Annotated in this window: 24 protein-coding genes; 11 read left to right on the top strand and 13 right to left on the bottom strand. The window is 69.8% G+C overall.

The annotated features are described in order from the left end of the window. Positions 1–34 precede the first annotated feature (34 nt). Positions 35–1,015: an aldo/keto reductase gene (locus LWP59_RS04000; RefSeq protein WP_186383659.1), complete on the bottom strand. Its 981-nt coding sequence runs from the start codon at positions 1,013–1,015 to the stop codon at positions 35–37. Next, positions 1,012–1,413 (bottom strand): MerR family transcriptional regulator, encoded by a 402-nt coding sequence (locus tag LWP59_RS03995; protein WP_144646235.1) that lies wholly within the window; start codon positions 1,411–1,413, stop codon positions 1,012–1,014. Before LWP59_RS03995 ends, LWP59_RS04000 begins: the two co-directional genes overlap by 4 nt. A gap of 83 nt (positions 1,414–1,496) precedes the next feature. Between LWP59_RS03995 and LWP59_RS03990 the strand changes: the two genes are divergently transcribed. After that, positions 1,497–2,087, top strand: a complete 591-nt coding sequence (locus tag LWP59_RS03990; protein ID WP_144646238.1) for a TetR/AcrR family transcriptional regulator — start codon at positions 1,497–1,499, stop codon at positions 2,085–2,087. Positions 2,088–2,246: 159 nt separating this feature from the next. Here LWP59_RS03990 and upp read toward each other — a convergent pair whose 3' ends face one another. Further along, a complete protein-coding gene (gene upp / locus LWP59_RS03985) occupies positions 2,247–2,870 on the bottom strand; it encodes a uracil phosphoribosyltransferase (RefSeq protein WP_144645791.1) in 624 nt (207 codons plus the stop codon). Between the two features lie 81 nt (positions 2,871–2,951). Between upp and LWP59_RS03980 the strand changes: the two genes are divergently transcribed. The 5 genes from LWP59_RS03980 (at position 2,952) to dacB (ending at position 8,403) form a co-directional block, all read left to right on the top strand. Then, on the top strand, positions 2,952–3,569 hold the full coding sequence (locus tag LWP59_RS03980) for a DUF1707 SHOCT-like domain-containing protein (RefSeq protein WP_144645813.1): 618 nt from the start codon (positions 2,952–2,954) through the stop codon (positions 3,567–3,569). A 9-nt stretch (positions 3,570–3,578) separates the two neighbouring features. After that, entirely contained in the window at positions 3,579–4,532 is a 954-nt protein-coding gene (gene deoC, locus LWP59_RS03975; RefSeq protein WP_144645793.1) for a deoxyribose-phosphate aldolase, read from the top strand. Next, positions 4,532–5,965: an aldehyde dehydrogenase family protein gene (locus LWP59_RS03970; RefSeq protein WP_144645795.1), complete on the top strand. Its 1,434-nt coding sequence runs from the start codon at positions 4,532–4,534 to the stop codon at positions 5,963–5,965. The genes deoC and LWP59_RS03970 overlap by 1 nt, the downstream gene beginning before the upstream one ends. Continuing rightward, on the top strand, positions 5,958–6,812 hold the full coding sequence (locus LWP59_RS03965) for an aldehyde dehydrogenase family protein (protein WP_144645797.1): 855 nt from the start codon (positions 5,958–5,960) through the stop codon (positions 6,810–6,812). The genes LWP59_RS03970 and LWP59_RS03965 overlap by 8 nt, the downstream gene beginning before the upstream one ends. Positions 6,813–6,873: 61 nt before the next feature. Continuing rightward, positions 6,874–8,403, top strand: a complete 1,530-nt coding sequence (dacB, locus tag LWP59_RS03960) for a D-alanyl-D-alanine carboxypeptidase/D-alanyl-D-alanine endopeptidase (RefSeq protein WP_144645799.1) — start codon at positions 6,874–6,876, stop codon at positions 8,401–8,403. On the opposite strand, the gene LWP59_RS03955 is transcribed toward dacB, so the two are convergent. Next, positions 8,400–9,035, bottom strand: a complete 636-nt coding sequence (locus LWP59_RS03955; RefSeq protein WP_144645801.1) for a TetR/AcrR family transcriptional regulator — start codon at positions 9,033–9,035, stop codon at positions 8,400–8,402. The genes dacB and LWP59_RS03955 overlap by 4 nt on opposite strands. Before the next feature lie 114 nt (positions 9,036–9,149). On the opposite strand from LWP59_RS03955, the gene LWP59_RS03950 reads away from it, so the two are divergent. Then, positions 9,150–10,328, top strand: coding sequence for a cytochrome P450 (locus LWP59_RS03950; protein WP_229858398.1), 1,179 nt, complete (start codon positions 9,150–9,152; stop codon positions 10,326–10,328). A gap of 8 nt (positions 10,329–10,336) precedes the next feature. Further along, complete coding sequence (locus tag LWP59_RS03945; protein ID WP_144645803.1) at positions 10,337–10,525, top strand: ferredoxin; 189 nt, start codon at positions 10,337–10,339, stop codon at positions 10,523–10,525. 37 nt (positions 10,526–10,562) lie between these two features. Here the strand turns inward: LWP59_RS03945 and LWP59_RS03940 are convergent, their stop codons facing one another. Genes LWP59_RS03940 through LWP59_RS03925 form a run of 4 tightly spaced genes read right to left on the bottom strand, consistent with a single transcriptional unit; the run spans position 10,563 to position 14,653 of the window. Further along, positions 10,563–11,390 (bottom strand): carbohydrate ABC transporter permease, encoded by an 828-nt coding sequence (locus LWP59_RS03940; RefSeq protein ID WP_144645805.1) that lies wholly within the window; start codon positions 11,388–11,390, stop codon positions 10,563–10,565. Beyond that, positions 11,387–12,319, bottom strand: a complete 933-nt coding sequence (locus tag LWP59_RS03935) for a carbohydrate ABC transporter permease (protein ID WP_144645807.1) — start codon at positions 12,317–12,319, stop codon at positions 11,387–11,389. Before LWP59_RS03935 ends, LWP59_RS03940 begins: the two co-directional genes overlap by 4 nt. Further along, positions 12,316–13,656 (bottom strand): ABC transporter substrate-binding protein, encoded by a 1,341-nt coding sequence (locus LWP59_RS03930; protein WP_144645809.1) that lies wholly within the window; start codon positions 13,654–13,656, stop codon positions 12,316–12,318. Before LWP59_RS03930 ends, LWP59_RS03935 begins: the two co-directional genes overlap by 4 nt. Beyond that, entirely contained in the window at positions 13,649–14,653 is a 1,005-nt protein-coding gene (locus LWP59_RS03925) for a zinc-dependent alcohol dehydrogenase family protein (protein WP_191334880.1), read from the bottom strand. Before LWP59_RS03925 ends, LWP59_RS03930 begins: the two co-directional genes overlap by 8 nt. A gap of 121 nt (positions 14,654–14,774) precedes the next feature. Between LWP59_RS03925 and LWP59_RS03920 the strand changes: the two genes are divergently transcribed. Continuing rightward, positions 14,775–15,731 carry a sugar-binding transcriptional regulator gene (locus LWP59_RS03920; protein ID WP_144646369.1) on the top strand — a complete coding sequence of 319 codons (957 nt, stop codon included), beginning with the start codon at positions 14,775–14,777 and terminating at the stop codon, positions 15,729–15,731. Here the strand turns inward: LWP59_RS03920 and LWP59_RS03915 are convergent. Continuing rightward, entirely contained in the window at positions 15,720–16,991 is a 1,272-nt protein-coding gene (locus LWP59_RS03915) for a cytochrome P450 (RefSeq protein ID WP_191334879.1), read from the bottom strand. The genes LWP59_RS03920 and LWP59_RS03915 overlap by 12 nt on opposite strands. 198 nt (positions 16,992–17,189) lie before the next feature. Here LWP59_RS03915 and LWP59_RS03910 point away from each other — a divergent pair, with 198 nt between their 5' ends. Further along, positions 17,190–17,696, top strand: a complete 507-nt coding sequence (locus tag LWP59_RS03910; RefSeq protein ID WP_144646187.1) for a WGxxGxxG family protein — start codon at positions 17,190–17,192, stop codon at positions 17,694–17,696. Positions 17,697–18,092: 396 nt separating this feature from the next. Here the strand turns inward: LWP59_RS03910 and LWP59_RS03905 are convergent, their stop codons facing one another. Then, positions 18,093–20,597, bottom strand: coding sequence for a DEAD/DEAH box helicase (locus LWP59_RS03905; RefSeq protein ID WP_144646190.1), 2,505 nt, complete (start codon positions 20,595–20,597; stop codon positions 18,093–18,095). Positions 20,598–20,706: 109 nt separating this feature from the next. Here LWP59_RS03905 and LWP59_RS03900 point away from each other — a divergent pair, with 109 nt between their 5' ends. Further along, on the top strand, positions 20,707–21,969 hold the full coding sequence (locus LWP59_RS03900; RefSeq protein WP_144646191.1) for a primosomal protein: 1,263 nt from the start codon (positions 20,707–20,709) through the stop codon (positions 21,967–21,969). Positions 21,970–21,971: 2 nt separating this feature from the next. Here LWP59_RS03900 and LWP59_RS03895 read toward each other — a convergent pair whose 3' ends face one another. The 3 genes from LWP59_RS03895 to LWP59_RS03885 form a co-directional block, all read right to left on the bottom strand. Further along, positions 21,972–23,162 (bottom strand): MFS transporter, encoded by a 1,191-nt coding sequence (locus LWP59_RS03895; RefSeq protein ID WP_144646194.1) that lies wholly within the window; start codon positions 23,160–23,162, stop codon positions 21,972–21,974. 449 nt (positions 23,163–23,611) lie between these two features. Continuing rightward, the gene (locus tag LWP59_RS03890; RefSeq protein WP_191334878.1) at positions 23,612–23,767 is read right to left on the bottom strand and encodes a hypothetical protein; all 156 of its coding nucleotides are present in this window, start codon (positions 23,765–23,767) and stop codon (positions 23,612–23,614) included. A 220-nt stretch (positions 23,768–23,987) separates the two neighbouring features. Further along, entirely contained in the window at positions 23,988–25,082 is a 1,095-nt protein-coding gene (locus LWP59_RS03885; protein WP_144644060.1) for an adenosine deaminase, read from the bottom strand. Between the last annotated feature and the right edge of the window lie 70 nt (positions 25,083–25,152).

Raw genomic sequence — 25,152 nt, 5'->3', positions numbered from 1 at the left:
AAGCGCCGCTCCCGGACAGGAGCGGCGCTTCCGGTCAGCGGCCCACGTTGCGGGCGATGCTCGCGGGGTAGCGCTCGCCGGCGACGGCCGAGGCCGGAGCGGCGGCCTCGATCCGCTCGATGTCCTCTTCGGACAGTTCGAGCGTCGCGGCGGCGACGTTCTCCTCCAGGTACGTGCGCCGCTTCGTGCCCGGGATCGGCACCACGTCCTCGCCCTTGTGCTGCACCCACGCGAGCGCCAGCTGCCCCGCCGTCACGCCCTTCTCGGCCGCGAGCTTGCGCAGCGCCTCCACGATCGCGAGGTTGCTGGCGAGGTTGCCCTCCTCGAAGCGCGGCATGCCGCGGCGCATGTCGTCGGCCGGCAGGTCGTCGGTCGAGGTCACCGTCCCGGTCAGGAAGCCGCGGCCGAGCGGTGAGAACGGCACGATGCCGATGCCCAGCTCGCGACAGGTGGGAACGACCTCGTCCTCGATCCCGCGCGTCCAGAGGCTCCATTCGCTCTGCAGGGCGGTGACCGGGTGGACCGCGTTCGCGCGGCGGATGCTCTCCGCGGACGCCTCCGAGATCCCGAGGTGGCGCACCTTGCCCTCGGCGACGAGCTCGGCGAGCGCGCCCCAGGTCTCCTCGATCGGCACGTCCGGGGCGACGCGGTGCTGGTAGTAGAGGTCGATGTGGTCGACGCCGAGTCGGCGAAGCGACTCCTCGCAGGACTGCTTGACGTACGCGGCGTCGCCCCGGACCGACCGGCCTTCGTCGGTGAAGACGATGCCGAACTTGGTCGCCAGCACCACCTGGTCGCGGCGGCCGGCGATGGCGCGGCCGACGAGCTCCTCGTTGGCGCCCCGGCCGTAGACGTTCGCCGTGTCGATCAGGGTCACACCCAGTTCGAGTGCGCGGTGGATGGTCGCGATCGACTCGTCGTCGTTGTCGCGCACGCCGTAGGCCTGGCTCATCCCCATGCAGCCGAGCCCCTGGGCGCCGACCTCCAGGCCGCGCAGCTTCTTCGTCGGGATCACGCGGAAATCTCCTCCACGGTCGCACCGGCACCCGCGAGGTCCCGGCAGATCCGGTCGTAGTTGTCGATCTTGTAGTCGAGAATGTCCATACAGGACTGCAGTTCCGCGATCCGGGCGCGTACCGAGTTCCGCTGCTCCATCAGGATGCCCATTCGGCGGCCGGCGCTCGCGTCGCCGTGGCGGCGCAGTTGGGCGTACTCCCGCATCATCTTGATGGGCATGCCGGTGGTCCGCAGGTGCGTCAGGAACACCAGCCACGCCAGGTCGTCGTCGGAGTAGGCCCGGCGGCCCGCCGTGTCGCGCGCCGGCGGGTCCACCAGCTTGATGCGCTCGTAGTACCGGAGCGTGTCGATCGAGAGCCCGCTCCGGCGGGCGGCTTCCGCTATCGAGTAGCTCATGGCATCCGACACTACGACCTGGAGTGCACTCCAGGTCAAATCCTCGCGCGGGTTTGGTAACAGTGTTGCGATACGCTGACGACATGGCCCGTCCCCGAACGCACGACGAAGCGCTCCGGCTGCGCCTGCTCGACCGCGCCGGTGAACTGCTGTCGACCGAGGGCGCGAAGGCGCTCAGCCTGCGCAAGCTCGCCGCCGACGCCGGCACTTCGACGACGGCTGTCTACTCGCTGTTCGGAGGCAAGCCGGGTCTGGTGAACGCGCTGTACGCGGAGGGGTTCAAGCGGTTCGGGGCGCGGATGCGGGCGGTGCCGAGGAGCGGTGACGCGGTCGAGGACCTGGTCCGGCTCGGGCTGGCCTACCGGCAGAGCGCGCTCGCGGACCCGCACCTGTACTCGATCATGTTCACCAAGGCGGTGCTTGGCTTCGAGCCGGGCGCGGAAGCGACCGAACTGGGCCGCCGGACGTTGTCGCCACTGGTGGAGGTGGTGCGGGCGGGGATCGAGTCCGGCCAGTTCGCGCCGGTCGCGGCGGAGACGATCGCGGTCGGCGCGTGGGGCATCGTGCACGGCTTGGTGTCGCTGGAGCTGAACGGGAACCTGCCGCCGGCGTTCGACATGGGCGCCTCGTACGAGGCGGCGCTGCGGGCGCAGGCGAGGGGCTGGGGGCAGTAGCCCGGGGGGCTGGGGAACGCTCCCGACTCGACCACGTCGAGAAGGTGAGATGAGCGGGCTTTTCCTGGCTCATCTTTGAGCCTGCCCGTCCGGCGAGGACTCTCTTGATCTTTTGTCCCCGCGCAGCGCGGGGCGCCGGGTGGCGGCCAACGACCCCGGCTACCGCGCCCCGTACTGCCGGTCCCCCGCATCCCCGAGGCCGGGGACGATGAAGCCCGAGTCGTTGAGCCGCTCGTCGATGCTCGCGGTCACCACGCGCACCGGCAGGCCGGACTCCTCCAGGTGCTTCAGGCCCTCCGGCGCGGCCAGCGCACAGATCGCCGTCACGTCCGTCGCCCCGCGCTCGGTCAGCAGGCGGATCGTGTAGACCATCGAACCGCCCGTCGCGAGCATCGGGTCCAGCACGAACACCGGCCGGTCCGCCAGGCTCTCCGGCAACGACTCCATGTACGGCGTCGGCTGCAGGGTCTCCTCGTCGCGCGCCAGGCCGACGAACCCCATCTGCGCGTCCGGGATGAGCTTGTGCGCCTGGTCGGCCATGCCCAGCCCCGCCCGCAGCACCGGCACCAGCAGCGGCGGGTTCGCCAGCCGGTAACCCTCCGTCCGCGCCACCGGGGTGTGGATCCGCTCGGCCCGCACCGGCGCGTCACGGGTCGCCTCGTAGATCAGCATCACGGTCAGCTCGTGCAGGGCGGCACGGAAGGCCGCGCTGTCGGTACGGGCGTCCCGCATGGTCGACAGCCGGTCCCTGGCCAGAGGGTGATCGACGACGAGCGTGTCCATGAGGTCCAAAAGTACCCGCAAGCCACCGTCCACCCGGCTACGCTCTGCGCTGTGACGGAAGAGACGCCCGAACGGCCTCCGATGCGAGCCTCCAACGACGATCGCGAGCGGGTCGCGCAGATCCTGCACAACGCGCTCTCCGAGGGCCGGATCACCGTGGCGGAGCTGGAGCAACGGCTCGACACCGTCTACGCCGCGAAGACGCTCGCCGAACTCGAGCCGCCCATCGCGGACCTGCCCGGCGTCACCCTCAGCGGGGCGCTGCAGCCTGCCCAGCCACGCGCGGTCGACACCCGCATCGGCGGGATCCCCGGTTCGCAGAACTCGATCGCCGTGATGTCCGGCGCGAGCCGCAAGGGCAACTGGGTCGTGCCGCCGAACCACAACAGCTTCGCGTTCTGGGGCGGGGTCGACATGGACCTGCGCAACGCCCGCTTCGCCGAACGGCATTCGACCATCACGGCGGTCGCGATCATGGGCGGGATCGACATCATCGTGCCGGACGACGTCGTGGTCGACGTGAACGGCATCGGGTTCATGGGCGCGTTCGAGACCGAGGACCGCAACGGCGCGAGTGCCATCCCGCCGCCCGGCGCGCCGGTCCTCAAGATCACCGGGTTCGCGTTCTGGGGCGCGGTCACGGTCATCCGCAAACCGCGCGAGCAACAGCCGCACCTTCCCGGGGGACGCGCGGCCTAAACTCGGGTGGTGAGCACATCCACTCTCCCCGCGGGGCTCGACGACGCGACCCGCGACGACGCCTCCCTGCGCCGGTTCCTGCACGGCCTGCCGGGCGTCGACCAGGTCGGCGTCGAAGCCAGGGCCGCCTCGCTCGCCACGCGCAGCATCAAGAAGGCGGCCAAACTCTGGGCCATCGACACCGCGATCTCGATGGTCGACCTGACCACCCTCGAAGGCGCGGACACCCGCGGCAAGGTCCGTGCGCTGGCCGCGAAGGCCAAGCGCCCCGACCCCGACCGGCCCGACACCCCGCAGGTCGCCGCGGTCTGCGTGTACCCCGACCTCGCCGCCACGGCGGTGGAGAACCTCAAGGGCACGGGGATCGGCGTCGCCAGCGTCGCGACCGCGTTCCCGTCCGGTCGCTCCAGCCGCCAGGTCAAGCTCGCCGACGTCACGCTCGCCGTGGAGTCCGGTGCGACCGAGGTCGACATGGTGATCGACCGCGGCGCGTTCCTCGAAGGCCGCTACGGGCAGGTCTTCGAGGAGGTCCAGGCGGTCAAGGCCGCCTGCGGCGAGGCGCATCTGAAGGTCATCCTCGAGACCGGCGAGCTCGCCACCTACGACAACGTGCGGCGTGCGTCCTGGCTCGCGCTGCTCGCGGGCGGCGACTTCATCAAGACCTCCACCGGCAAGATCTCCCCCGCCGCGACGCTGCCGGTCACGCACGTGATGCTGCAGGCGGTCCGCGACTGGTTCACCACGACGGGCGAGCTGCGCGGCGTCAAAGCGGCGGGCGGCATCCGCACGACCAAGGACGCGATCCGCTACCTGGTCGCGGTGCACGAGGTCGCCGGTGAGCAGTGGCTGACCTCGAAGCTGTTCCGCTTCGGCGCGTCGAGCCTGCTCAACGACCTCGTGCTGCAGCGGCGCACCCAGCTCGACGGCCACTACAGTGGCCCTGACTACGTGACGGTGGACTAGTGCCTGTCTTCGAATACGCGCCCGCGCCCGAGTCGCGCGACCTGGCGAACCTCAAACCGAGCTACCGGCCGTTCATCGGCGGCGAGTTCGTGGACGGCTCCGGCGAGCCGCTCAAGACGACCAACCCCGCCACCGAGGAGGTGCTCGCCGAGGTCGGCACCGCGTCGGAGTCCGATGTCGACACCGCGGTGAAGGCCGCGCGCCGCGCCTACGAGAAGGTCTGGCGGCCGATGCCGGGCGCCGAGCGGGCGAAGTACCTGTTCCGCATCGCGCGGCTGATCCAGGAGCGCTCGCGGGAGCTGGCGGTGCTGGAGACGCTCGACAACGGCAAGCCGATCAAGGAGTCCCGCGACTCCGACCTGCCGACCGTCGCCGCACACTTCTTCTACCACGCGGGCTGGGCCGACAAACTGGACTACGCGGGGTTCGGGCCGGACCCGAAGCCGCTGGGCGTGGCCGGGCAGATCATCCCGTGGAACTTCCCGCTGCTGATGCTGGCGTGGAAGATCGCGCCCGCGCTCGCGACCGGGAACACCGTGGTGCTCAAGCCCGCGGAGACCACGCCGCTGACGGCGCTGGTGTTCGCCGAGATCTGCCAGCAGGCCGAGCTGCCGCCGGGTGTGGTCAACATCCTGCCCGGCGCCGGTGACGTCGGCCAGCAGCTCGTGCGGCACGAGGGCATCGACAAGATCGCGTTCACCGGGTCCACCGAGGTCGGCAAGCTGATCCAGCGCGAGGTCGCCGGCACGGCGAAGCGGCTGACGCTGGAGCTGGGCGGCAAGGCGGCGAACATCGTCTTCGACGACGCCCCGCTGGACCAGGCCGTCGAGGGTGTCGTCAACGGCATCTTCTTCAACCAGGGCCACGTGTGCTGCGCCGGGTCGCGGCTGCTCGTGCAGGAGTCCATTGTGGACGAGCTGCTGGACAAGCTGCGGTACCGGGTGTCCACGTTGCGCCTCGGCGACCCGCTGGACAAGAACACCGACCTCGGCGCGATCAACTCGGCCGAGCAGCTGACGAAGATCCGCGACCTTGTCGAGGCCGGCGAGGCCGAGGGCGCACACCGCTGGACCAGCTCGTGCCCGGTGCCCGACCGCGGGTTCTTCTTCGCGCCCACGGTCTTCTCCGACGTGCACCAGTCGATGCGGATCGCGCGCGAGGAGATCTTCGGCCCGGTGCTGTCGGTGCTGACGTTCCGCACCCCGGACGAGGCTGTCGCGAAGGCGAACAACACCCCGTACGGCTTGTCGGCCGGAATCTGGACCGACAAGGGCTCGCGGATCCTCTCGATCGCGAACCGGCTGCGCGCCGGGGTCGTCTGGGCGAACACGTTCAACCGCTTCGATCCGGCCGCACCGTTCGGCGGATACCAGGAATCGGGCTTCGGCCGTGAAGGTGGCCGCATCGGCCTGGAGGGATACCTCGATGTCTGACCGGATCTCCGTCGCCAAGACCTATAAGCTCTACATCGGCGGGAAGTTCCCCCGCTCCGAGTCCGGCCGGGTGTACCCGGTGCAGGACGGCAAGGGCCAGTTCCTCGCCAACGCCGCGCACGCCTCGCGCAAGGACGTGCGGGACGCGGTTTCCGCCGCCCGCAAGGCTTTTCCGGGCTGGTCCGGCGCGACGGCGTACAACCGCGGTCAGGTGCTCTACCGGGTCGCGGAGATGCTCGAAGGCCGCCGGGACCAGTTCGTCGCCGAGGTCACCGCGTCCGAGGGCGGTCGCCGCGCCGCGTCCATCGTGGACGCAGCGATCGACCGCTGGGTGTGGTACGCGGGCTGGACCGACAAGATCGCGAGTGTGCTCGGCGCGGCGAACCCGGTGGCCGGGCCGTACTTCTCGTTCACCGTGCCGGAGCCGACCGGCGTCGTGGGCGTGCTGGCGCCACAGAAGTCCTCGCTACTGGGGCTGGTGAGCGTGCTCGCCCCGGTGCTCGCGACCGGCTGCACGGCCGTCGTGGTGAGCAGCGGGGAGCGGCCCTTGCCCGCGATCACGTTGTCGGAGGTGCTCGCGACGTCCGACCTGCCGGGCGGGGTGGCGAACATCCTCACCGGGCGCGCGGCCGAACTGGGCCCGTGGCTCGCGTCGCACGGCGACGTCAACGCGCTCGACCCGACCGGAGCCGAGGACCGCGCCGCGCTGGCACGCGAAGCGGCCGGGACCGTGAAGCGCGTGCTGTCCGTGCCGGCCGAGGAGCCCGACTGGACGCAGCGCCCGGACATCTCGCGGCTGCGCCGGTACCTCGAGGCGAAGACCGTGTGGCACCCGATGGGCGACTAGGCCAAGAACAACCGCCGTTCGGCGCTACCGCGTCGGTGCTTCACGGCAATACGCTGCCGCGATGTCGTTCACCAGCAAGGGACGCGCGGGGCTGCTGGCGCTGCTCGCCGCCGCCGTCGTGGTCGTCGCTCCGTCCGGCCCGGCGGCGGCCCCGTCCGGCGCACTGGGTCAGGACCTCGACGCGCTGCTCGCCACGAACTCGCTGAAGGGCGCGGACGTCGGCTTGGTAGTGCGCAAGGCCGACACCGGCGAAGTGCTGTACTCCAGCCAGAGCGCCCGCCGCCGACAGCCCGCGTCCAACGCGAAGGTGCTCACGACGGCGGCGGCGCTCGACCTGCTCGGCACGCAGTACCGGTTCCACACGTCCGTCCAGTCGCCCGGCAGGCGTGCGGGATCGCTGTTGGCCGGTGACCTGTACCTGCGCGGCGGCGGCGACCCGACGATGCTGGCGAGCGACTACGACGCGCTCGCCGCGCAGGTCGCCGCGTCGGGCGTGCGCACGGTCAGCGGCTCGCTGGTCGCGGACGACGGCTTCTTCGACAAGACCAGGCTCGCCCCGGGCTGGGCGTGGGACGACGAGCCGTACTACTACGACGCGCAGACCTCGGCGCTGACCATCGCGCCGGACACGGACTACGACGCCGGTTCGGTCATCGTGACGGTCAAGCCGGGTGCGGCCGGTGCCGCTCCGACGGTGACCCTCACCCCGCCCAACAGCTATGTGCACGTGGTCAACACCGCGGTCACCGGTCCCGGTTCGCTGACCGTCGACCGGGCGCACGGCGGCAACACCATCACGGTCAGCGGCTCGATCCCGGTGGGCGCGGCGCCCGACCAGGAATGGATGGCGGTGTGGGAGCCGACCGGCCTGGCCGCGTCGGTGTTCCGGGACGCGCTGGCGCGTCACGGCGTCCGCGTGCTCGGCGGGACCCGCTTCGCGGCGACTCCCGCGGGGGCGGCGAGCCTCGCCGGGCACGACTCGATCACCGTCGGCGAGCTGCTCACGCCGTTCCTCAAGCGCTCCAACAACATGCACGCCGAGGCGCTCGTGAAGACGACTGGCGGCGGCAGCTGGGCGACGGGGCTGACGAAGCTGCGGCAGGACTTTCCGACGTTCGGCGTCGATCCCGCCCAGCTGCTGATGGTGGACGGCTCCGGACTGTCGCGAATGGACGAGGTGTCACCGGACGAGCTGGCGGACGCACTGCTGGCCGTCCGGGGAAAGCCGTGGTTCCAGGAGTTCTACAACGCATTGCCGGTCGCGGGGAACCCGGACCGGATGGTCGGCGGGACGCTGAGCACGCGCATGGTGGGCACGCCCGCGGCGGGCAAGGTGCACGCCAAGACGGGGTCGATGACCGGGGTCAGCGCGCTGTCGGGTTACGTCACCGCGGCCGACGGCGAGCAACTGGTGTTCTCGATGGTCAGCAACCAGACCCTCGGCAGCCCGCGCGCCGTCGAGGACGCCGTCGCGATCCGGCTGGCGCAGTACGACGGCACGGCCGACGTGCGTCAGGCCGCCGCTCCCGCCGTCCGCTCCGCGGCTGCGGACCCGTCGCAGCTCGAGTGCAGCTGGGCGCGGACTTGCTAGCGGTCCCGCAGGTCCGCGGCCGTGAGGACCCGTCCGGGCAAGGGGCTGCCCGGACGGGCGCGCAGGCCGTCGAGCATGAGGGCGAGGACACGGTCGGTCACCACGTCGGCCGTGTCCTTCGGCGCCGGCACCCGCTTCAGCAGCAGCGAGACGAGCACGGCCACATCTCCCGCGCCCACGTCGGACCGGAGCTGGCCTTCGCGCTGCGCGCCCGCCACGATCCGGTCGAGCACGTCCATGATCTCGTCGCGGAAATGCTGGGTCTGCGGGTCTTCGCGGATGGTCGCCCAGGCCTGGGGCGAGAGCAGCGCCAGGTGGACGCTCAGCCGCAGCGCGCGCGACCGGCTCAGCAGCCGGACGAGCGCCTCCCACGCCGTCGGCTCCTCCCCCTCCGCGGCCTCGGCTTCGGCGAGCACCTGCGCGAAGTTGTCCTGCGCGACAGCCTTGATCAGCGCGTCCCGATCCGGGAAGCGGCGGTAGAGCGTGCCGACGCCGACCCCGGCACGCCGGGCGATCTCCTCCATCGGCACGTCAGGGCCTTCCTCGGCGAACATCGCCTTGGCGGCCGCGAGGATCTGGTCGCGGTTGCGCCGCGCATCGGCGCGCAGGCGCACGTCCGGATCAGCGGTCATGCCCTGATTGTCGCATCCGAAGGCAGGTGGACGAATACCTTCCGCTTCGGTAGCGTCGGAAGAGAAGTGGAAGGTATTCGTCCGCATACTTAGAGTACGGATCGGGGTGGAACCGTGACCACTGTTTCGACGCTTCCCATCACCAGGAGTTGTCCCTACGCGCCGCCGGACGAGCACGTCCGGCTGCGCGAGGAGGCACCGATCTCCAGGGTGACGCTGCCCAGCGGTGGCGAGGTCTGGGCGCTCGCCCGGCACGAGCACATCCGCACGATGCTGGCCGATCCGCGGTTCAGCTCGGACCGGGCCAATCCCGGCTTTCCCCTGCTGCTGTTCAGCCAGCGCCGGGTCACGAACTTCCGCGCCTCGCTGATCAGCATGGACCCACCCGAGCACGGGCCTGCCCGCCGCGCGGTGGTCGGGGAGTTCACCGTCAAGCGGATGGCCGCGCTGCGCCCGCGGATCCAGCAGATCGTCGACGAGCACCTGGACGCGATGCTCGCCGGCCCGAAGCCGGCCGACCTCGTGCAAGCCCTTTCCCTGCCGGTCCCCTCGCTCGTGATCTGCGAGCTGCTCGGCGTGCCCTACGCCGACCACGAGTTCTTCCAGACGCGCTCGTCCACGCTGCTGCGCCGGACCACCCCGGGCGACGAACGCGTGGCGGCGGTCGACGAGCTGCGGAGCTACCTGGACGCCCTGATCACCCGCAAGGAGCAGGAGCCGGGCGACGACCTGCTCAGCCGGCAGCTCGAGCGGACCACCGCCCGCGAGGAGCTGGTCAGCCTCGCGTTCCTGCTGCTCATCGCCGGGCACGAGACCACCGCGAACATGATCTCGCTGGGCACGGTGGCGCTGCTGGAGCATCCCGAGGCACTGGCGGCGATCCGCGAGGACCCGGCGAAGACGCCGAGCGCGGTCGAGGAACTGTTGCGGTACTTCACCATCGCGGAGTTCGCGACCTCGCGCGTCGCCACCGAGGACATCGAGCTGGGCGGGGTGCTGATCCGCAAGGGCGAGGGCGTGATCGCGCTGGGCAACACCGCGAACCGGGATCCGGAGGCGTTCGAGCAACCCGACGACCTCGACGTCGAGCGGGGCGCGCGACACCACATCGCGTTCGGCTTCGGGGCGCACCAGTGCCTCGGCCAGAACCTCGCGCGGATGGAGCTGCAGATCGTGTTCGACACGTTGTTCCGGAAGGTGCCGGGGCTCCGGCTCGCCAAGCCGTCCGCGGAGCTGCCGTTCAAGGACGACGCCAACATCTACGGCTTGTACGAGCTCCCGGTGACCTGGTAGGGAAAGCCATGCGAATCATCGCCGATACCGACGTCTGCGTCGGCGCGGGCCAGTGCGTGCTGACCGATCCCGAGACCTTCGACCAGAGCGAGGAGGACGGGACGGTCATCGTGCTCGCCGAGCATCCGGCGGACGAGCGCAAGGCCAGGGAAGCGGTGCACATCTGCCCGAGCCAGGCGCTGTCCATCGAGGAGTGACGGTGCGGGGACCCCGGAGCCCGGGGTCCCCTCGCCGCTACTTGACCGCGCCCATCGACAGGCCGCGCACCAGGTGGTTCTGCGCGATCCAGCCGACGATCATCACCGGCAGCGACGCGAGCAGCGCAGCCGCCGACAGCTGCGCCCAGTACAGGCCCTCACTGGTGATGAACCCGACGAGGAACACCGGCACCGTGCCGGCCCGCGCCGCGGTCAGGTTCACCGCGTAGAAGAACTCCGTCCACGAGAAGATCACGCAGATCAGCGCCGTCGCCGCGATCCCGGGCGCGACCACCGGGAGGATCACCCTGGACAGCAGCAACGGCAGCTTCGCGCCGTCGACGCGGCCGGCCTCGATCATCTCCGTCGGCACCTCGAGGAAGAACGAGCGCATCATCCAGATCGCCAGCGGCAGGTTCATCGCCGTGTAGAGGATGATCAGCGCCCACACGTTGTCCAGCAGCTGCGTCTTCTGCGAGATCACGTACAGCGGGATGATCGCCGCGACGATCGGCAGCATCTTCGTGGACAGGAAGAAGCCGAGCACGTTGCTGGTCTTCGGCACCGGCGCGAGCGAGAGCGCGTACGCCGCGGGCACGCCGACCAGCAGCACGATCAGCGTGGACACGACCGTCACGAACGCCGAGTTGGCCAGGTAGGGCAGGAAACCTCGGTCGAGGATGCTCGCGAACTGCGAGAGCGTCGGGCCGAACGCCAGCTTCGGCGGGTCGGTGTAGGCGTCGGCCTCCTGCTTGAACGAGGTCAGGATCATCCACAGCAGGGGGAACACGAACAGGATCGCGATCACCCAGGTGACGACGGTCAGCGACGCGCGCCCGAACCGGCGCTGTGTGTGCGTGGTCATTTCACACCCCTGCTCACGTCGAAGGTGCGGAACATCAGCCGCAGCGCGAAGGTCGCCACGATCAGCGTCATGATCACCACGATGACGCCCATCGCCGAGGACTGGCCGACGTCGAAGCCCTGGAAGGCGCGCTGGTAGATGTAGTACGGCAGGTTCGTGCTCGCGGTGCCGGGGCCGCCCTGCGTCATCAGGAAGATCGCGTCGAAGCTGTTCACGATGTAGATCGCGCCCAGCAGCACCGACAGCTGGATGTACCGCGACAGGTGCGGCAGCGTGATCGAGGCGAACGTGCGCCACCGGCCGGCACCGTCCACAGAGGCCGCCTCCAGCACGTCCTTCGGCTGGCTCTGCAAGCCGGCCAGTAGCAGCAGCATCATGAACGGCGTCCACTGCCAGATGATCTGCACCATCACCGAGCTCAGCGGAAACTCCGAGAGCCAGTCGGTGTCCCCGCCGAACACGAAGTTCAGCAGCCCGTAGGTCGGGTCGAACATCGTGGTCTTCCACAGCAGCGCACCCGCCGCCGGCAGGATGAGGAACGGCGTGATCAGCAGCGTCCGCACCACGCCCCGGCCGAGGAACTTGCGGTCCAGCAGGATCGCCAGCCCCAGGCCCAGCAGCAGTGCGATCAGCACGCAGACCACGGTGATGAGCACCGTGTTGAGCAGTGCCACCCGGAACTGGCTGTCGGTGAAGACGTCGACGTAGTTCTGCACCCCCACGAAATGGGACGAGCCGGGCCGGACGAGGTTCCAGGACTGGAACGAGTAGACCACCGTGACGATGAACGGGATCTGCGTCACCACGATGGTGAACAGCAGCGCGGGCAGCAACGGCGCCCGCCTGGCCCAGGCCGCGCCCTTGGGCTTCGCGGTCGTCCTGGTCCGGGATGTCCGTCCTGTTTGGAGAGAGGGCGCGACCGCAGTCATTTCGTCTCCCGATAGGAATCGCCGACGGTTTGCGCGTACTTCTGGGACTGGTCGAGTGCCTCGTCGACACTGATCTGCCCGGCGATCGCGGCGGAGAGCTCCTGGCTCACCCTGGTGCCGAGATCCTGGAACTCCGGGATGCCGACGAACTGGATGCCGCTGTAGGGCACCGGCTGGACGCGCACGTTCGCCGACTGCGCGGCGTCGATGCTGTCGAGGGTCGGCTGTGCGTAGGCCTTCGCGGCCTGCTGGTACTCGGGTATCCGGTAGGTCGAGAGCCGGCAGCCCGGCGGCACCGCGTTCCAGCCGTCGGTCTTGCCCACCAGCTGGACGAACTCCTTGTCGGTCATCCAGTTCAGGAAGCTCCACGCGGCCTGCTTGTCCTTGGCCACCTTGGGGATCGCGAGCGACCAGGTGTAGAGCCAGCCGCTGGCCTTGGTCTGCTCCACCGGCGCGGCCACGTAGCCGGACTTGCCGACGACCTCGCTGCTGGACGGGTCCTCGTTGGTGCCGGCCATGACTGTCGAGTCGTACCACATCGCGGCCTGGCCCTGGGCGTAGCGCGTGCCGCACTCGGAGAACCCGGCGCTGGACGCGCCGACCTCGCCGTGCTGGCGGACCAGGTTCACGTAGAAGTTCGCGGCCGCCTTGAACTGCGGGGAGGTCAGCTGCGCGTTCCAGTTCTGGTCGAACCACGAGGCGCCGAAGGTGTTCGCGACCGTGTCGAACGGCGCGAGGTTCTCGCCCCAGCCCGGCTTTCCGCGCAGGCAGATCCCGGAGACACCGGCGTTCTTGTCGTCGAGCTTCGCGGCGAAGTCCGCGATCTGCTGCCAGGTGGGATGCGCGGGCATCGTCAGCCCGGCCTTCTCGAACAGATCCTTGCGGTAGGCCAGGAACGACGACTCGCCGTAGAACGGCACCGCGTACATCGACCCCTGGTACGACAGGGAGTCGCGGATGCTCGGGACGAAGTCGTTCGGGTCGTAACCGGGGGTGCCGTCGACGTAGGGCTGCAGGTTCTCCAGCCAGCCGTTGGCCGCCCACTGCGGGGTCTCGTAGTTGCTGATCATCACCACGTCGAACTCGCCGCCCTGGGTCGCGGTCGAGGCGGTGATCTTCGCGCGTGCCTCGTTCTCCGGCAGCGACACGAACTTGAGCTTGACGCCCGGGTTCGCTGCCTCGAACTGGTCGGACAGCGCGACGGCGTCGTTCATCTGGGGGTTGGACACGATCGCGATCACGAGCGTCCGGCCGCCCGCGCCGATCGCCCCCGCCCCGGCACAGCCGGTGAGGGTGAGCAGCGCGGCGACGGCCAGTAGCGCGAGGCGTTTACCCATTGGTCGCTCCCGGGAGTACCTGCACCTTCAACCCGGCGCCGCTGCGCATCAGCTCCAGCGCCTCCGGGAACTTCTCGAGCGGGAGCGCATCGGTGAGCAGTGCGTGCGTGTCGACCGCGCCCGTTGCGACCAGGTCGAGGGCCGCACCGTAGCTGTGCAGCACCGCCATCGACCCGACCACGGTGATCTCGTCGTTGTAGATGCGGAACGGAGAAAGCGCTATCCGCGCCTCGGCGGGTGCGACGCCGAAGACCAGGAATCGGCCGCCGCGCCGGAGCGCGTCGAAGGCCGCCTCCATCGCGGGCACCGCGCCGGTGCAGTCGACGGAGGCGTCGAACCGCTCACCGTCCAGTTCGGACACATCGCCGGCGACGGCGTGCGCGCCGAGGTCCTTGGCACGCGGCAGGCGTGCGGTGTTGCGGTCGACCATCGTCACGCGGGCACCCGCACGCTGCAGCAGCTGCTGCATGATCAGGCCCATCGTGCCGGCGCCGACGACGAGAAAGCGCTCTCCCGCTTCGACGCCGATCCGCCGCACGCCGTGCACCGCACAGGAGACCGGCTCGACGAGCGCACCCTCCTGCCAGCTCAGGTGGCCCGGCAGGCGGTAGCAGTTGGCCGACGGGACCGAGACGTACTCGGCGAAGGCGCCGTCGACGGTGTCGCCGGTCGCACCCCAGTTCTCGCAGAGGTTGCCGTGCCCGGCCCGGCAGGGGTCGCAGTACCCGCAGAACAGCGACGGGTCGACCGCGACGCGGTCGCCGACCTGCCAGCCGCCCGGCACGTCCGGCCCGAGCTCGACGATCTCGCCCGCGAACTCGTGGCCAGGCACGATCGGGTAAGGGGTGGGCGGGAAGTGCCCGTCGGCGATGTGCAGATCCGTGCCGCAGATCCCGGTGGCACCGACCTTGATCACCACCTGGCGCTCCCCGGGGGTGGGATCGGGCACCTCACCGACCCGAATCGAACCCGGTTGGTCAACGATCGCGGCCCGCACTTCGGCTCACCTCTCCTCGCGCTCAAATGAGCGCTTCACGACGCTGTGTTCAGATGCACGCAGCAGCATTAGAGGTCTTTCGTCCATATCTCGTCAACCGTCTTCACGCTATATTGCTCAGATGAGCACCAGAAGGAGCCTCAGCGACACGATGACCTCGGCGGTCATCGCCCACCGGTTCTACGTCGCGGGCCGGTCCAAGATCGAGATCGCCGAGGAGTTCGGCATCAGCCGCTTCAAGGTGGCGCGGGTGCTCGACTGGGCACGCGAGAGCGGCCTGGTGCAAATCGACTTCGACCTGCCGGTGCCGGTGGACGTGCAGCTGTCCGACGACGTGCGGTCGGCCTACGGGCTCGACCAGTGCTTCGTGCTGGACCGCACGGCCAGCGATGGCGATCGCCCTGAGGTCCGGCGGCGCATCGGCGCGGTCGCGGCGCGGCTGCTGTCGGAGATCGTGACGGAGAACGACGTGCTCGGGCTGTCGTGGGCGCGTTCGGTGAACGTCACCACCGAGGCCGTGCGGAAGCTCGCGAAGTGCCCGGTGGTGCAGCTGTGCGGGGTGCAGGCGGGCATCGACACGCGTGACCGGTCGGTGGAGACGGTCAGCCGGCTCGCCGCCACCTCCGGCGCGGAGGCCTACCCCATCTACGGCCCGCTCGTGCTGCCCGACCGCCGCACGACCGAGATCCTGCGGCGGCAGCCCGGGATCGCCGAGACGTTCGGGCAGTTCAAGCATCTGACGAAGGCCGTGGTCAGCATCGGCGCGTGGTTGCCGGGAGAGTCCACTGTGTACGACTCGGTGCACCCCGACGAGCGCGAGGCGATCACCGCGCGGGGCGCGAAGGCGGAGGTGGCGGCGCGGCTGTTCGACGGTGAGGGCAAGCCGCTGTCGACCGGGCTCGCCCACCACGTGCTCGCGATCAGCACCGAGGAGCTGCTGCGCGTGCCCGAGGTCATCGCGCTCGGCTACACTGCGCCGAAGGCGGAGGCGATCGACGCGGTGCTGCGCTCGGGCCTGGTCTCGACGCTGATCACCGACACCCCGGCCGCCGAACGGCTGCGGCGGCTAGCGCGTTAGCCGCACCGGCAGCGTGTCGACCCCGTAGACGACGGACGTCTGCCGGTAGGAAAGGTCCTCGGGCGCGACGGCCAGGTGCATCTCGGGAAAGCGCCGGACCAGGGCGGGATACGCCGCACGCAGCTCCATCCGCGCGAGCTCCGCGCCGATGCACCGGTGCACGCCCCAGCCGAACGCCAGATGCGACGACGAGTCCCGCTTCGGGTCGAAGCCCTCCATGTTCTCGCCCAGCTTGGCGTCCCGGTTCGCGCCGCTGAGCGACACGAACACGATGTCGCCCTCGGCGATACGGGCGTCGCCGATCTGGACGTCCTCCTTGGCGAACCGCGGGAACGCCGCCTGCACCACGGTCAGGTAGCGCAGCAGCTCCTCGACGAACTTGTTGATCGACTCGTCGTCGTCGCGCACCAGCTCGAAGGTCTCGCGGTCCCGCAGCAGGACGATCGCGCCGAGCGCGAGCATGCTCGCGGTGGTCTCGAGGCCGCCGGTGAGCACGCCGTCGGCCAGCCCGGCCAGCTCGACGTCGGAGATCTCGTCGCCGTGCTCCTTGATGAGCATGCCGAGCAGCCCGTCACCAGGCGATTCCCGCTGCTTCTTGACGATGTCCATGAGGTAGGCCAGCGACTCGGAGATCGCCCCGAACGAGGCGCCCGCGCCGGCGAACAGGTCGAACCGCACCGTGCTCAGCCGCTGGAAGTCCGCGCGGTCCTCGTAGGAGACGCCGAGCAGCTCGCAGATCGTCAGCGACGGGATCGGCAGCGCGAAGGACTGCATCAGGTCCACCGGGCCCTCGCTCGCGGCCATCGCCTTGAGCTGGTCCTCGATGATCTCCGCGATGCGCGGGGTGAGGCGGCTGAGCCTGCGCATGGTGAACTCGGGCGTCAGCAGCTTGCGCAGGCGCGTGTGGTCCGGCGGATCGGCGAAGCCGAGGCCACCGGGGTTCTGGTCGGCCGACATCGCCGCGGTGCCGACGAGATTGGTGTAGTCGTTGCTGAACTTGCCCGCGGCGGCGAGCACTTCCTTGGCCTCGTCGTAGCCGGTGACCAGCCACGCGCGCAGCCCGAACGGCAGCTTCAGCCGCGTGACGGGTTCGGTCTCGCGCTTGGCGCCCAGCTCCGCGACCGGGTCGAGCTCGGTGCGGCGCAACGGCATCAGGGTGGACTCGGGCAGCAGTGAAAGCAGATCGACGCCCTTCTTCTGCTTTCTTTCGATGTATTTACGCCCCACCCACCCGATCACCCGGGAGCGAAGATCGGTCATGCCCGGATGCTACACGCGCGTAGCCGCAGCTCGGGCGTGGTTTGTACTTCGGCCCACAGGTTTCACCTGGGGTGAGGCGTCGCTCACACGTGTGGCTTCAGGCACTCACAAAGGTGACGAAGGCGTCTTTCACGGCACGCCCGGGTAATCGTGGCCGGGTGCCCGGGGACCAGCCCCGGCGTGCGGTGGAGGAGTGCCATGAACGTTCGCAGGTGGATGGCGGCGGCGATACTGGGTGTGGTCCTGCCGCTCGGACCGGTGGTCGCGGAGGCGGCGCCGCTGCACGCGGCGGTGCCCGTGGTGCAGTACGCCGGGACGCAGCCGGAGCCGCAGCAGAACGACCAGCAGCAGGACCAGGGCAGCACGAACGACAACAAGGGGATGTGGGGGCTGCTGGGCCTGTTCGGGCTGCTCGGCCTGCTGGGCCTGGTCCGGCGCGCACCGAAGCCGCCGAAGTCCGATGTGGTCCCCGAACCGCGCCCGGCCCGCCGTCCGTCCCGCCCGGAGGGGTACGAGGATCCGGCGTATTCGGCGCAGTCGCCCGCCGACGCCGCCACTCCGCTGAACAACCCGGTGATCTATCCGAACGCGACGGCTGGTGGTTATCCGCCGCCGGAACAGGCGGTGGCAGGCAACTACCCGCCGCCGGAACAGACCGCGCCGCCGACCGGCGCCGCGCCCGAGGGGAGGCGCCGCCGGTTCTGAGGGTGGCAGTATGCCGGTTCCTGCCCTGCCCCGACGGGGCAGGAACCGGCTTCTTTTTTGCCCGGAAACCCCCAGAGTCGGGTGGTCATCCCGTGGCGTGAACTCGCGGGATCACTTCGGGGTGGAGCCGCAAGCTTTTGCTTTCGGGCAGCGACGACGCAAGCTTTCTCTTGATCTTCAAAGCCGCGCTGCGCGCAGGTGGCTGGGGAACGCCCCATCCCACCCCGATCGCGGAGTGTTCAACGGTCGGCCCACCGGGTCAAGGCGGGAAAGATGCCTTGACCCGGCGTGCCGACCGCTGAAGGACGCGGGGATCGGGGTTAGGGAGCGGGCTGCGCGCGGGCATTCTCGGCTGCCGTTGCCGGGTCGCCTTCGCGAAGTGGTTGAGCGGGCTCCCTACAACTGGTCCACCGCCGTGACGCGCACGACTGCTGCGCCTGCCTCGTCCGACTCGGCGAGGTCCACCTCCGCGCTGATGCCCCAGTCGTGGTTTCCCTCGGGATCGTCGAAGATCTGCCGCACGCGCCAGATCTCCGCCTCCTTCTCGATGATCAGCAGCGCCGGGCCCCGTGCGTCCGGGCCGATGCCCAGCTCGTCGTACTCCTCGAAGTACGCCTCGAGCGCCGCCTCCCACTCGATCGCGTCCCAGCCCGAGGCCCCGTCCAGCGCACCGAGCTCCTCGTACGCACGCCGGGCCGCCAGCTCCACGCGCCGGAAGAGCTCGTTCCGCACCAGCACCCGGAAGGCCCGCTCGTTCCGGGTGACCGGCGGCGGCCCCTCGGGCAGTGAAGGCGCGTGTGCCGACGGATCCCCGGGGTGCCGCAACGCCTCCCACTCGTCCAGCAGGCTCGAGTCCACCTGCCGCACCAGCTCGCCCAGCCACGCGATCAGATCCTGCAGCGGCTCGGTCTTCGCCTCGTCCGGCACGGTGTGGCGCAAGGCGTCGTACCCGTCCGCGAGATAGCGGAGCACCAAGCCCTCCGACCTGGCGAGTGAATAGAAGCTGATGTACTCCACGAAATTCATCGCGCGCTCGTACATGTCGCGCACGACGGACTTCGGCGACAACGAATAGTCAGCCACCCAGGGATGCCCGCGCCGGTAGGTCTCGTACGCCGCGTTGAGCAGCTCCTCCAGCGGCTTCGGGTACGTGACCTCGTCGAGCAGCGCCATCCGCTCGTCGTACTCCATGCCCTCGGCCTTCATCGCCGCCACGGCCTCGCCCCGCGCCTTGAACAGCTGCTGCGACAACACCGGCCGGGGGTCGTCCACAGTGGACTCGATGATGGACACGACGTCGAGCGGGTACGACGGCGACTCCACGTCCAGCAGGTCGATCGCCGCGAGCGCGAACGGCGACAACGGCTGGTTCAACGCGAAGTCGAACTGCAGGTCCACGGTGAGCCTGACAGTGCGGCCCTCCTCGTCGGGCTCGTCCAGCCGCTCGACGACGCCCGCCGCCAGCAGCGCGCGGTAGATCGCGATCGCGCGCAGGATGTGCCTGCGCTGCGCCGGCCGGTCCTCGTGGTTGTCCTCCAGCAGATGCCGCATGTGCTCGAAAGCGTTGCCCGGCCGCGAGATCACGTTCAACAGCATCGAGTGGCTCACCCGGAAACTGGACGTCAGCGGCTCCGGCTGCGACGCGATCAGCCGGTCGAACGTGCTCTCCGTCCAGTTGACGAACCCCTCGGGCGCCTTCTTGCGGACGATCTTGCGCTTCTTCTTCGGGTCGTCGCCCGCCTTCTCCAGCAGCTTCGCGTTCTCGACCACGTGGTCCGGCGCCTGCACGACGACGTAACCGTCGGTGTCGAACCCCGCGCGACCCGCGCGCCCGGCGATCTGGTGGAACTCGCGCGCCTTGAGGTGGCGCTGGCGCACCCCGTCGTACTTCGTGAGCGCCGAGAACACCACCGTCCGGATCGGCACGTTGATGCCCACGCCGAGGGTGTCCGTCCCGCAGATCACCTTGAGCAGCCCCGACTGCGCGAGCTGCTCGACCAGCCGCCGGTACTTCGGCAGCATCCCCGCGTGGTGCACACCGATGCCGTGGCGCACCAGCCGGGACAGCGTCTTGCCGAACCCGGCCGAGAACCGGAAGTCGCCGATGACCTCCGCGATCGCGTCCTTCTCGGCACGCGTGGTCACGTTGATGCTCATCAGCGCCTGCGCCCGCTCGACGGCCGCGGCCTGCGAGAAGTGCACGACGTAGACCGGCGCCTGCCCGCCGTGCAGCAGGTCGGACATCGTCTCGTGCAACGGCGTCAGCGCGTACCGGTAGGTCAGCGGGACCGGCCGTTCCGCCGAGGTCACCACCGCCGTCGGGCGGCCCGTCCGCCTCGTCAGGTCCTTCTCGAAGAAGGACACGTCGCCGAGCGTGGCCGACATGAGCACGAACTGTGCGTGCCGCAGCTCGATCAGCGGCACCTGCCAGGCCCAGCCGCGGTCCGGTTCGGAGTAGAAGTGGAACTCGTCCGCCACGACCTGCCCGACGGGCGCGTCCGCACCGAACCGCAACGCGATGTTCGCCAGGATTTCCGCGGTGCAGCAGATGATGGGCGCGTCCGGGTTGACGCTGGAGTCACCCGTCATCATCCCGACGTTGTCCGCGCCGAAGATCTCGATCAGCGAGAAGAACTTCTCCGAAACCAGTGCCTTGATCGGCGCTGTGTAATAAGACCGCTTACCGTGCGCCATCGCCGTGAAATGGGCACCCACCGCGACCAGGCTCTTTCCGGAACCGGTGGGCGTGGAGAGGATGACGTTGGCGCCCGAGACGACCTCGATCAGCGCCTCCTCCTGTGCGGGATACAACTCGATGCCGCGCTCGGCCGTCCAGGAGGAGAACGCTTCGAACAACGCGTCGGGATCAGGATCCGCTGGTAGGAGATCTGCGAGTGTCATTATGTGTCCCATCGTGCCATCCCCGGCGCCCAGGTCATGGGGCCCATCGCGGCTTCACCCGCAAACCCGTAGGCTTCGCTGCACACAGGTGGTAAACCGGAGGCTTGGCATGGCACAGGACATCGTCCCGATTGAACTCGGGCTGCCGCAGGGGGACCTGGTCACCCTCTGGGCCCCGCGCTGGCGGGAGGACGGTGAGGAATGGGAGGCCTTCCTCGGCGACGACGAGGACCTGTACGCCTTCCCCGATGCCGCGCACCTGGCGGCGTTCGTCCGCACGGCCGAGCAGCACGACCTGATCGACCACCCGGCGTGGTCGGTCGTGCCCGCGCTGAACGTGCCCGAGCTGATCCCCGACGACGACCACTCCTACGACCTGGTCGGCGTGCCCGAGCTGGTCGCCGAGGAGCCGGACTCGTGGACGATCAGCGAGCTGGCGGAGATCGTCGGCATCGTGCGGTCGCTCGCGGACGTCTGCGAGCTCGACGAGGTGCACGAGGTGCTCGACGCGACCGAGGGCTTCTCGCTGCTGGACCAGGGCCGGCTGCCGTTCACCGGCCGCGAGGGCGAGCGCTTGTGGACAGACCTGTCCGAGGCGGTGTCGGAGAAGTGGGACACCGTGCTCGACGCGATCGACAGCCTCGTGAAGGTGCCCGACGTCGACGCCGCGATCCTGGACCAGACCGCCGAGGAGCTCGCCGCGTTCCTCGAGGAGTCCGCCGAGGCGGAGGCCGGGGTCGAGGCGGAGGACGAGGACCTCGACACCGTCGGCGAGGACGTCGAGGAAGAGGACGAAGAGGAAGAGCCGACGGGTTTCTGGGCCGAGGTCGGCATCGACCCGATCAAGATCGTCACGTCCGACAGCGAGTACTACACGCTGCGTTGTTACCTCGACGACGAGCCGGTGTTCCTCGGCAGCGAGGGCCGGATCGACGTGTACGGCTCGACCAAGGCGCTGGGCAGGGCGCTGGCGGACAGCGGCGAGCTGACCGACACCGACCTCGCGCAGGTGTCCACTTGGGACGAAGTGCTGACGAAGGCGGCGGCGGGCGAGCTGGAGATCGACGTCGACTCCGACAACACCTACGTGCTCGCCGGGCTGGCCGAGGACCTCGCCGAGGGCACCGACTCCATCGACCCGACGCAGCTCGAGCTGGCCGTGGAACTGCTGACCGACGCCGGCGACTGGGCCGACGACGACACGGTGGCCACCGCACTGTCCTCTTCGGAGAGTCTGGGCTGGCTGGTGTCCTTCGTGCTCCGGCCCGACCCGAACCGGCTCGCGCCGAGCGCGCCGTTCGACACCGAGCAGAGCGAGTGGCGCAAGCTGGTCGAGTCCTTCGAGAACCGCCTGCGGGTGCACGGGAAGTAACGCTAGCCCCGTTCCGCGCGGACCGGGGTCAGGCCGATCGCCAGCAACGGGAAGACCGCGACCACGCAGAACGCCAGCGCGTAACGGGAATCGCCGATGACGAGCCCCAGCAGGGGCGGGGTCAGCGATGATGCCACGTTCTGCGCGGTGTTCTGCGCGCCCATCGCGCGGCCCGCCCAGTCGATGCCGGCCAGCTCCGCGGAGGCCGTGAAGCCCAGCCCGTTGTCCGCGACGGTGATGACCGCCGCGAGCACCAGCGCCAGCAGCACCAGCCACAGCCACGTCACGTCGCCCAGTGCGACGAGCAACATCACCGCCGCGCTCAACACCGCCAGCTGCCGCATCGGGCGCAGGCGACTGCCGACGCGGTCGGACCACCAGCCCGAAGCCAGCCGTCCCGCCGCGCCCAGGGCCTGCACCGCGGCGAGGAACCACCCGGCGGCCAGCGGGCTCCAGTGGTGCGCGGTGACCAGGTACACCGGCGCGAACGCCGAGACCGCGAACTGCGGCACCACCAGTAGCGAGCTGGCGCCGTGCAGCCGCCACAACGTCGGCCGGCGGTAGGGCGAGAGCGCCTTCGCCGCGCCGGCCTTCTTCGCGGGCCGCGGCGGGTCGAGGACGAGCCACGCGACCAGGCCGGCGACGAGCAGCGCGAAGCACGCGGGAAACAGCATCGCGGTGTGGAAGCCCCAGTGCTGCGCCAGCGGCGGCAGCGCCAGCGCCGCGACGCCCACGCCGAGGGGTTGCGCGGTCTGCCGGATGCCCATCGCGACCCCGCGTTCGGACGGCGCGAACCAGCCCATGACCGCCCGGCCACTGGCGGCGTTGACCGACGCCGTGCTCGCGCCCGCGAGCAGGAACAGCCCGAACATCACCCCGAGCGACGGGCTGGTGAGCCCGACCGCGAGCAACAGCAGCCCGGACACCCCGAGCCCGATGGCCATCACGAGCCGCTCGCCGTAGCGGTCCGCGAGCGCACCCCAGGCGATCAGGGTGAACAACAACCCGATGCTCGGCGCGGCGACGACCGTGCCCGCCTGCGCGAGCGACAGGCCGTCGGCCGCGCGCATCTGGGGGACGAGGAACGGGATCCCGTAGAGGAACGAGCAACTGGCGGTCTGAGCGGCGAGCCCGAGCGCGAGGATGCCCCAGCGTCGTTTGCTCTCCGTGCCCAGTGTCGCGGTGTCGCTCATCGTTGTCCCGTATGGTGAGATGGTTTTCTTACATTTTGGACTTTAGTTACTGGTGCTAAGTACCGCAAGGGTTTTCGGGTGTGGCGGTGCTGCTGAGGTGGGCGATGGGTGGTCGCGATGGTGGCCGGCCGAGATGCGGCTCAGGCGGGAGGCGGCGGCGGTCGCGGGGTGGCGGCGGGCGATGAGGGCGACGGGTGGCGCTGGGACGGCACCGCGCCCCGCGGGAGCGGGCGGATTGAGCTGGCCGGGGTGAGCGGAGCCGGGCCGGGCAGGGCGAACGGAGCCAGGCGGGCGGGCATGGCCATTCACACGGGCGAGGGGCGAACCGCCGCCGGATGGGCCGCCGGTAGCCGGTCGAGCCGGGTCTGCGACTCGACAGGAACCGAGCCGACCCGCGACTCACCAGCCGCCGCTCGCCACCACCGGCCCACCGCCACCGATCCGCAGGCTCACCAGCCGCCGCTCGCCACCCCCCGAACCACCACCGCCGACGCGCCACCGCCGACGCGCCACCACCGGCCCACCACCGCCGACCCACCGCCACCGATCCGCAGGCTCACCAGCCGCCGCTCGCCACCACCGGCCCACCACCACCGGCCCGCCATCACCGGCAAACCAAGCCCCGGTCACCACGGCCGACCCGCCACGGGCACGCCGAGCTCGGCTCACCGGCACCGGTCACCGTCGACCCATTACCACCCACCCACCGCGACCCACCAGCCCCCGCCACCACCACGCGCCCGCCGTCCCCTAACCCGCCGTGACGTCGCTGCCCTGTCGCGCTGCGTGCAGGGCTGCGGCGGGAAAGGAAAATGCCCGAAGGGGTCAGACCAGGGCGGCGTACCCGGGTTTGATCACGTTGTTGATCAGGTCCAGGCGCTGGTCGAAATCGATGAACGCCGACTTCATCGCGTTGATCGTGAACCACTGCAGATCGGCCCAGCCGTAGCCGAACGCCTCCGCGAGGGCGGCGAACTCACTCGACACCGTGCAGCCGCTCATCAGCCGGTTGTCCGTGTTGACGGTCACCCGGAAGCGCAGCTGGGTCAGTAACCCGATGGGGTGGTCGGCGATGGACGTGGCGGCGCCGGTCTGCACGTTCGAGGACGGGCAGATCTCCAGCGGGATCCGGCGGTCGCGGACGTACGCGGCCAGCCGGCCGAGCTCGACCGAGCCGTCCGGAGCGGACTTCAGGTCGTCCACGATGCGCACGCCGTGCCCGAGTCGTTCCGCGCCGCAATGCTGAATCGCTTCCCAAATGGACGCGAGTCCGAACGCCTCACCGGCATGAATGGTGAAATGCGCATTATTGGTCCGCAGATATTCGAATGCGTCGAGATTACGAGTGGGCGGAAATCCGGCTTCGGGTCCCGCGATGTCGAACCCGACCACTCCGGCGTCGCGGTAACGTACCGCAACCTCGGCGATCTCCTGCGCGCGAGCGTGCTGACGCATCGCACACAGAAGAGTACCCATTCGGATGTTTTTCCCCTGATCAGCGGCTCGACGCTCACCCTCCGCAAACCCTGTCTGGACTGCCTGCACAACGGCGTCCAGGGACAGCCCGCGCTCGGCGAACAGCTCGGGCGCATACCGCACCTCGGCGTAGACCACACCGTCGGCCGCCAGGTCCTCCGCGCACTCGGCGGCGACCCTGACCAGCGCTTCCTCGGTCTGCATGACGCCGCAGGTGTGCGCGAAGGTCTCGAGGTAGGACTCCAGCGAGCCGGAGTCGGCCGCGTCCCGGAACCAGTGGCCCAGCTCTTCGACGTCGGTGCTGGGCAGTGCGTCGTAGCCGACGGCCTCGGCGAGCTCGATCACGGTCTCCGGGCGCAGGCCACCGTCCAGGTGATCATGGAGTAACACCTTGGGCACGCTCCGGATGGAGTCCAAGGTCAGCGGCGGGATGACAGCAGACATGCCCTCACCGTACCGAGGCCGTTTCACCCCGATGGCCGCGCAACTCTCCACCTCGACCTAACCCTCAGCT

Source organism: Amycolatopsis acidiphila, from assembly GCF_021391495.1.
In the GTDB taxonomy this organism is placed as follows: Bacteria; Actinomycetota; Actinomycetes; order Mycobacteriales; family Pseudonocardiaceae; genus Amycolatopsis_E; species Amycolatopsis_E acidiphila.
Note: the sequence above shows the minus strand (reverse complement) of the source record. Positions and strands in the feature narration are given on the sequence as shown.

Excerpts from the sequence above, each read along its gene's own strand:
- LWP59_RS03995 (WP_144646235.1), bottom strand. The coding sequence starts at position 1,413 with ATGAGCTACTCGATAGCGGAAGCCGCCCGCCGGAGCGGGCTCTCGATC.
- LWP59_RS03930 (WP_144645809.1), bottom strand. The coding sequence starts at position 13,656 with ATGGGTAAACGCCTCGCGCTACTGGCCGTCGCCGCGCTGCTCACCCTC.
- LWP59_RS03980 (WP_144645813.1), top strand. The coding sequence starts at position 2,952 with ATGCGAGCCTCCAACGACGATCGCGAGCGGGTCGCGCAGATCCTGCAC.
- LWP59_RS03890 (WP_191334878.1), bottom strand. The coding sequence starts at position 23,767 with ATGGCGGGCCGGTGGTGGTGGGCCGGTGGTGGCGAGCGGCGGCTGGTG.
- dacB (WP_144645799.1), top strand. The coding sequence starts at position 6,874 with ATGTCGTTCACCAGCAAGGGACGCGCGGGGCTGCTGGCGCTGCTCGCC.
- LWP59_RS03900 (WP_144646191.1), top strand. The coding sequence starts at position 20,707 with ATGGCACAGGACATCGTCCCGATTGAACTCGGGCTGCCGCAGGGGGAC.
- LWP59_RS03920 (WP_144646369.1), top strand. The coding sequence starts at position 14,775 with ATGAGCACCAGAAGGAGCCTCAGCGACACGATGACCTCGGCGGTCATC.
- LWP59_RS03905 (WP_144646190.1), bottom strand. The coding sequence starts at position 20,597 with ATGACACTCGCAGATCTCCTACCAGCGGATCCTGATCCCGACGCGTTG.
- LWP59_RS03885 (WP_144644060.1), bottom strand. The coding sequence starts at position 25,082 with ATGTCTGCTGTCATCCCGCCGCTGACCTTGGACTCCATCCGGAGCGTG.
- LWP59_RS03910 (WP_144646187.1), top strand. The coding sequence starts at position 17,190 with ATGAACGTTCGCAGGTGGATGGCGGCGGCGATACTGGGTGTGGTCCTG.
- LWP59_RS03935 (WP_144645807.1), bottom strand. The coding sequence starts at position 12,319 with ATGACTGCGGTCGCGCCCTCTCTCCAAACAGGACGGACATCCCGGACC.
- LWP59_RS03990 (WP_144646238.1), top strand. The coding sequence starts at position 1,497 with ATGGCCCGTCCCCGAACGCACGACGAAGCGCTCCGGCTGCGCCTGCTC.
- LWP59_RS03965 (WP_144645797.1), top strand. The coding sequence starts at position 5,958 with ATGTCTGACCGGATCTCCGTCGCCAAGACCTATAAGCTCTACATCGGC.
- upp (WP_144645791.1), bottom strand. The coding sequence starts at position 2,870 with ATGGACACGCTCGTCGTCGATCACCCTCTGGCCAGGGACCGGCTGTCG.
- LWP59_RS03895 (WP_144646194.1), bottom strand. The coding sequence starts at position 23,162 with ATGAGCGACACCGCGACACTGGGCACGGAGAGCAAACGACGCTGGGGC.
- LWP59_RS03915 (WP_191334879.1), bottom strand. The coding sequence starts at position 16,991 with ATGACCGATCTTCGCTCCCGGGTGATCGGGTGGGTGGGGCGTAAATAC.
- LWP59_RS03940 (WP_144645805.1), bottom strand. The coding sequence starts at position 11,390 with ATGACCACGCACACACAGCGCCGGTTCGGGCGCGCGTCGCTGACCGTC.
- LWP59_RS03945 (WP_144645803.1), top strand. The coding sequence starts at position 10,337 with ATGCGAATCATCGCCGATACCGACGTCTGCGTCGGCGCGGGCCAGTGC.
- LWP59_RS03955 (WP_144645801.1), bottom strand. The coding sequence starts at position 9,035 with ATGACCGCTGATCCGGACGTGCGCCTGCGCGCCGATGCGCGGCGCAAC.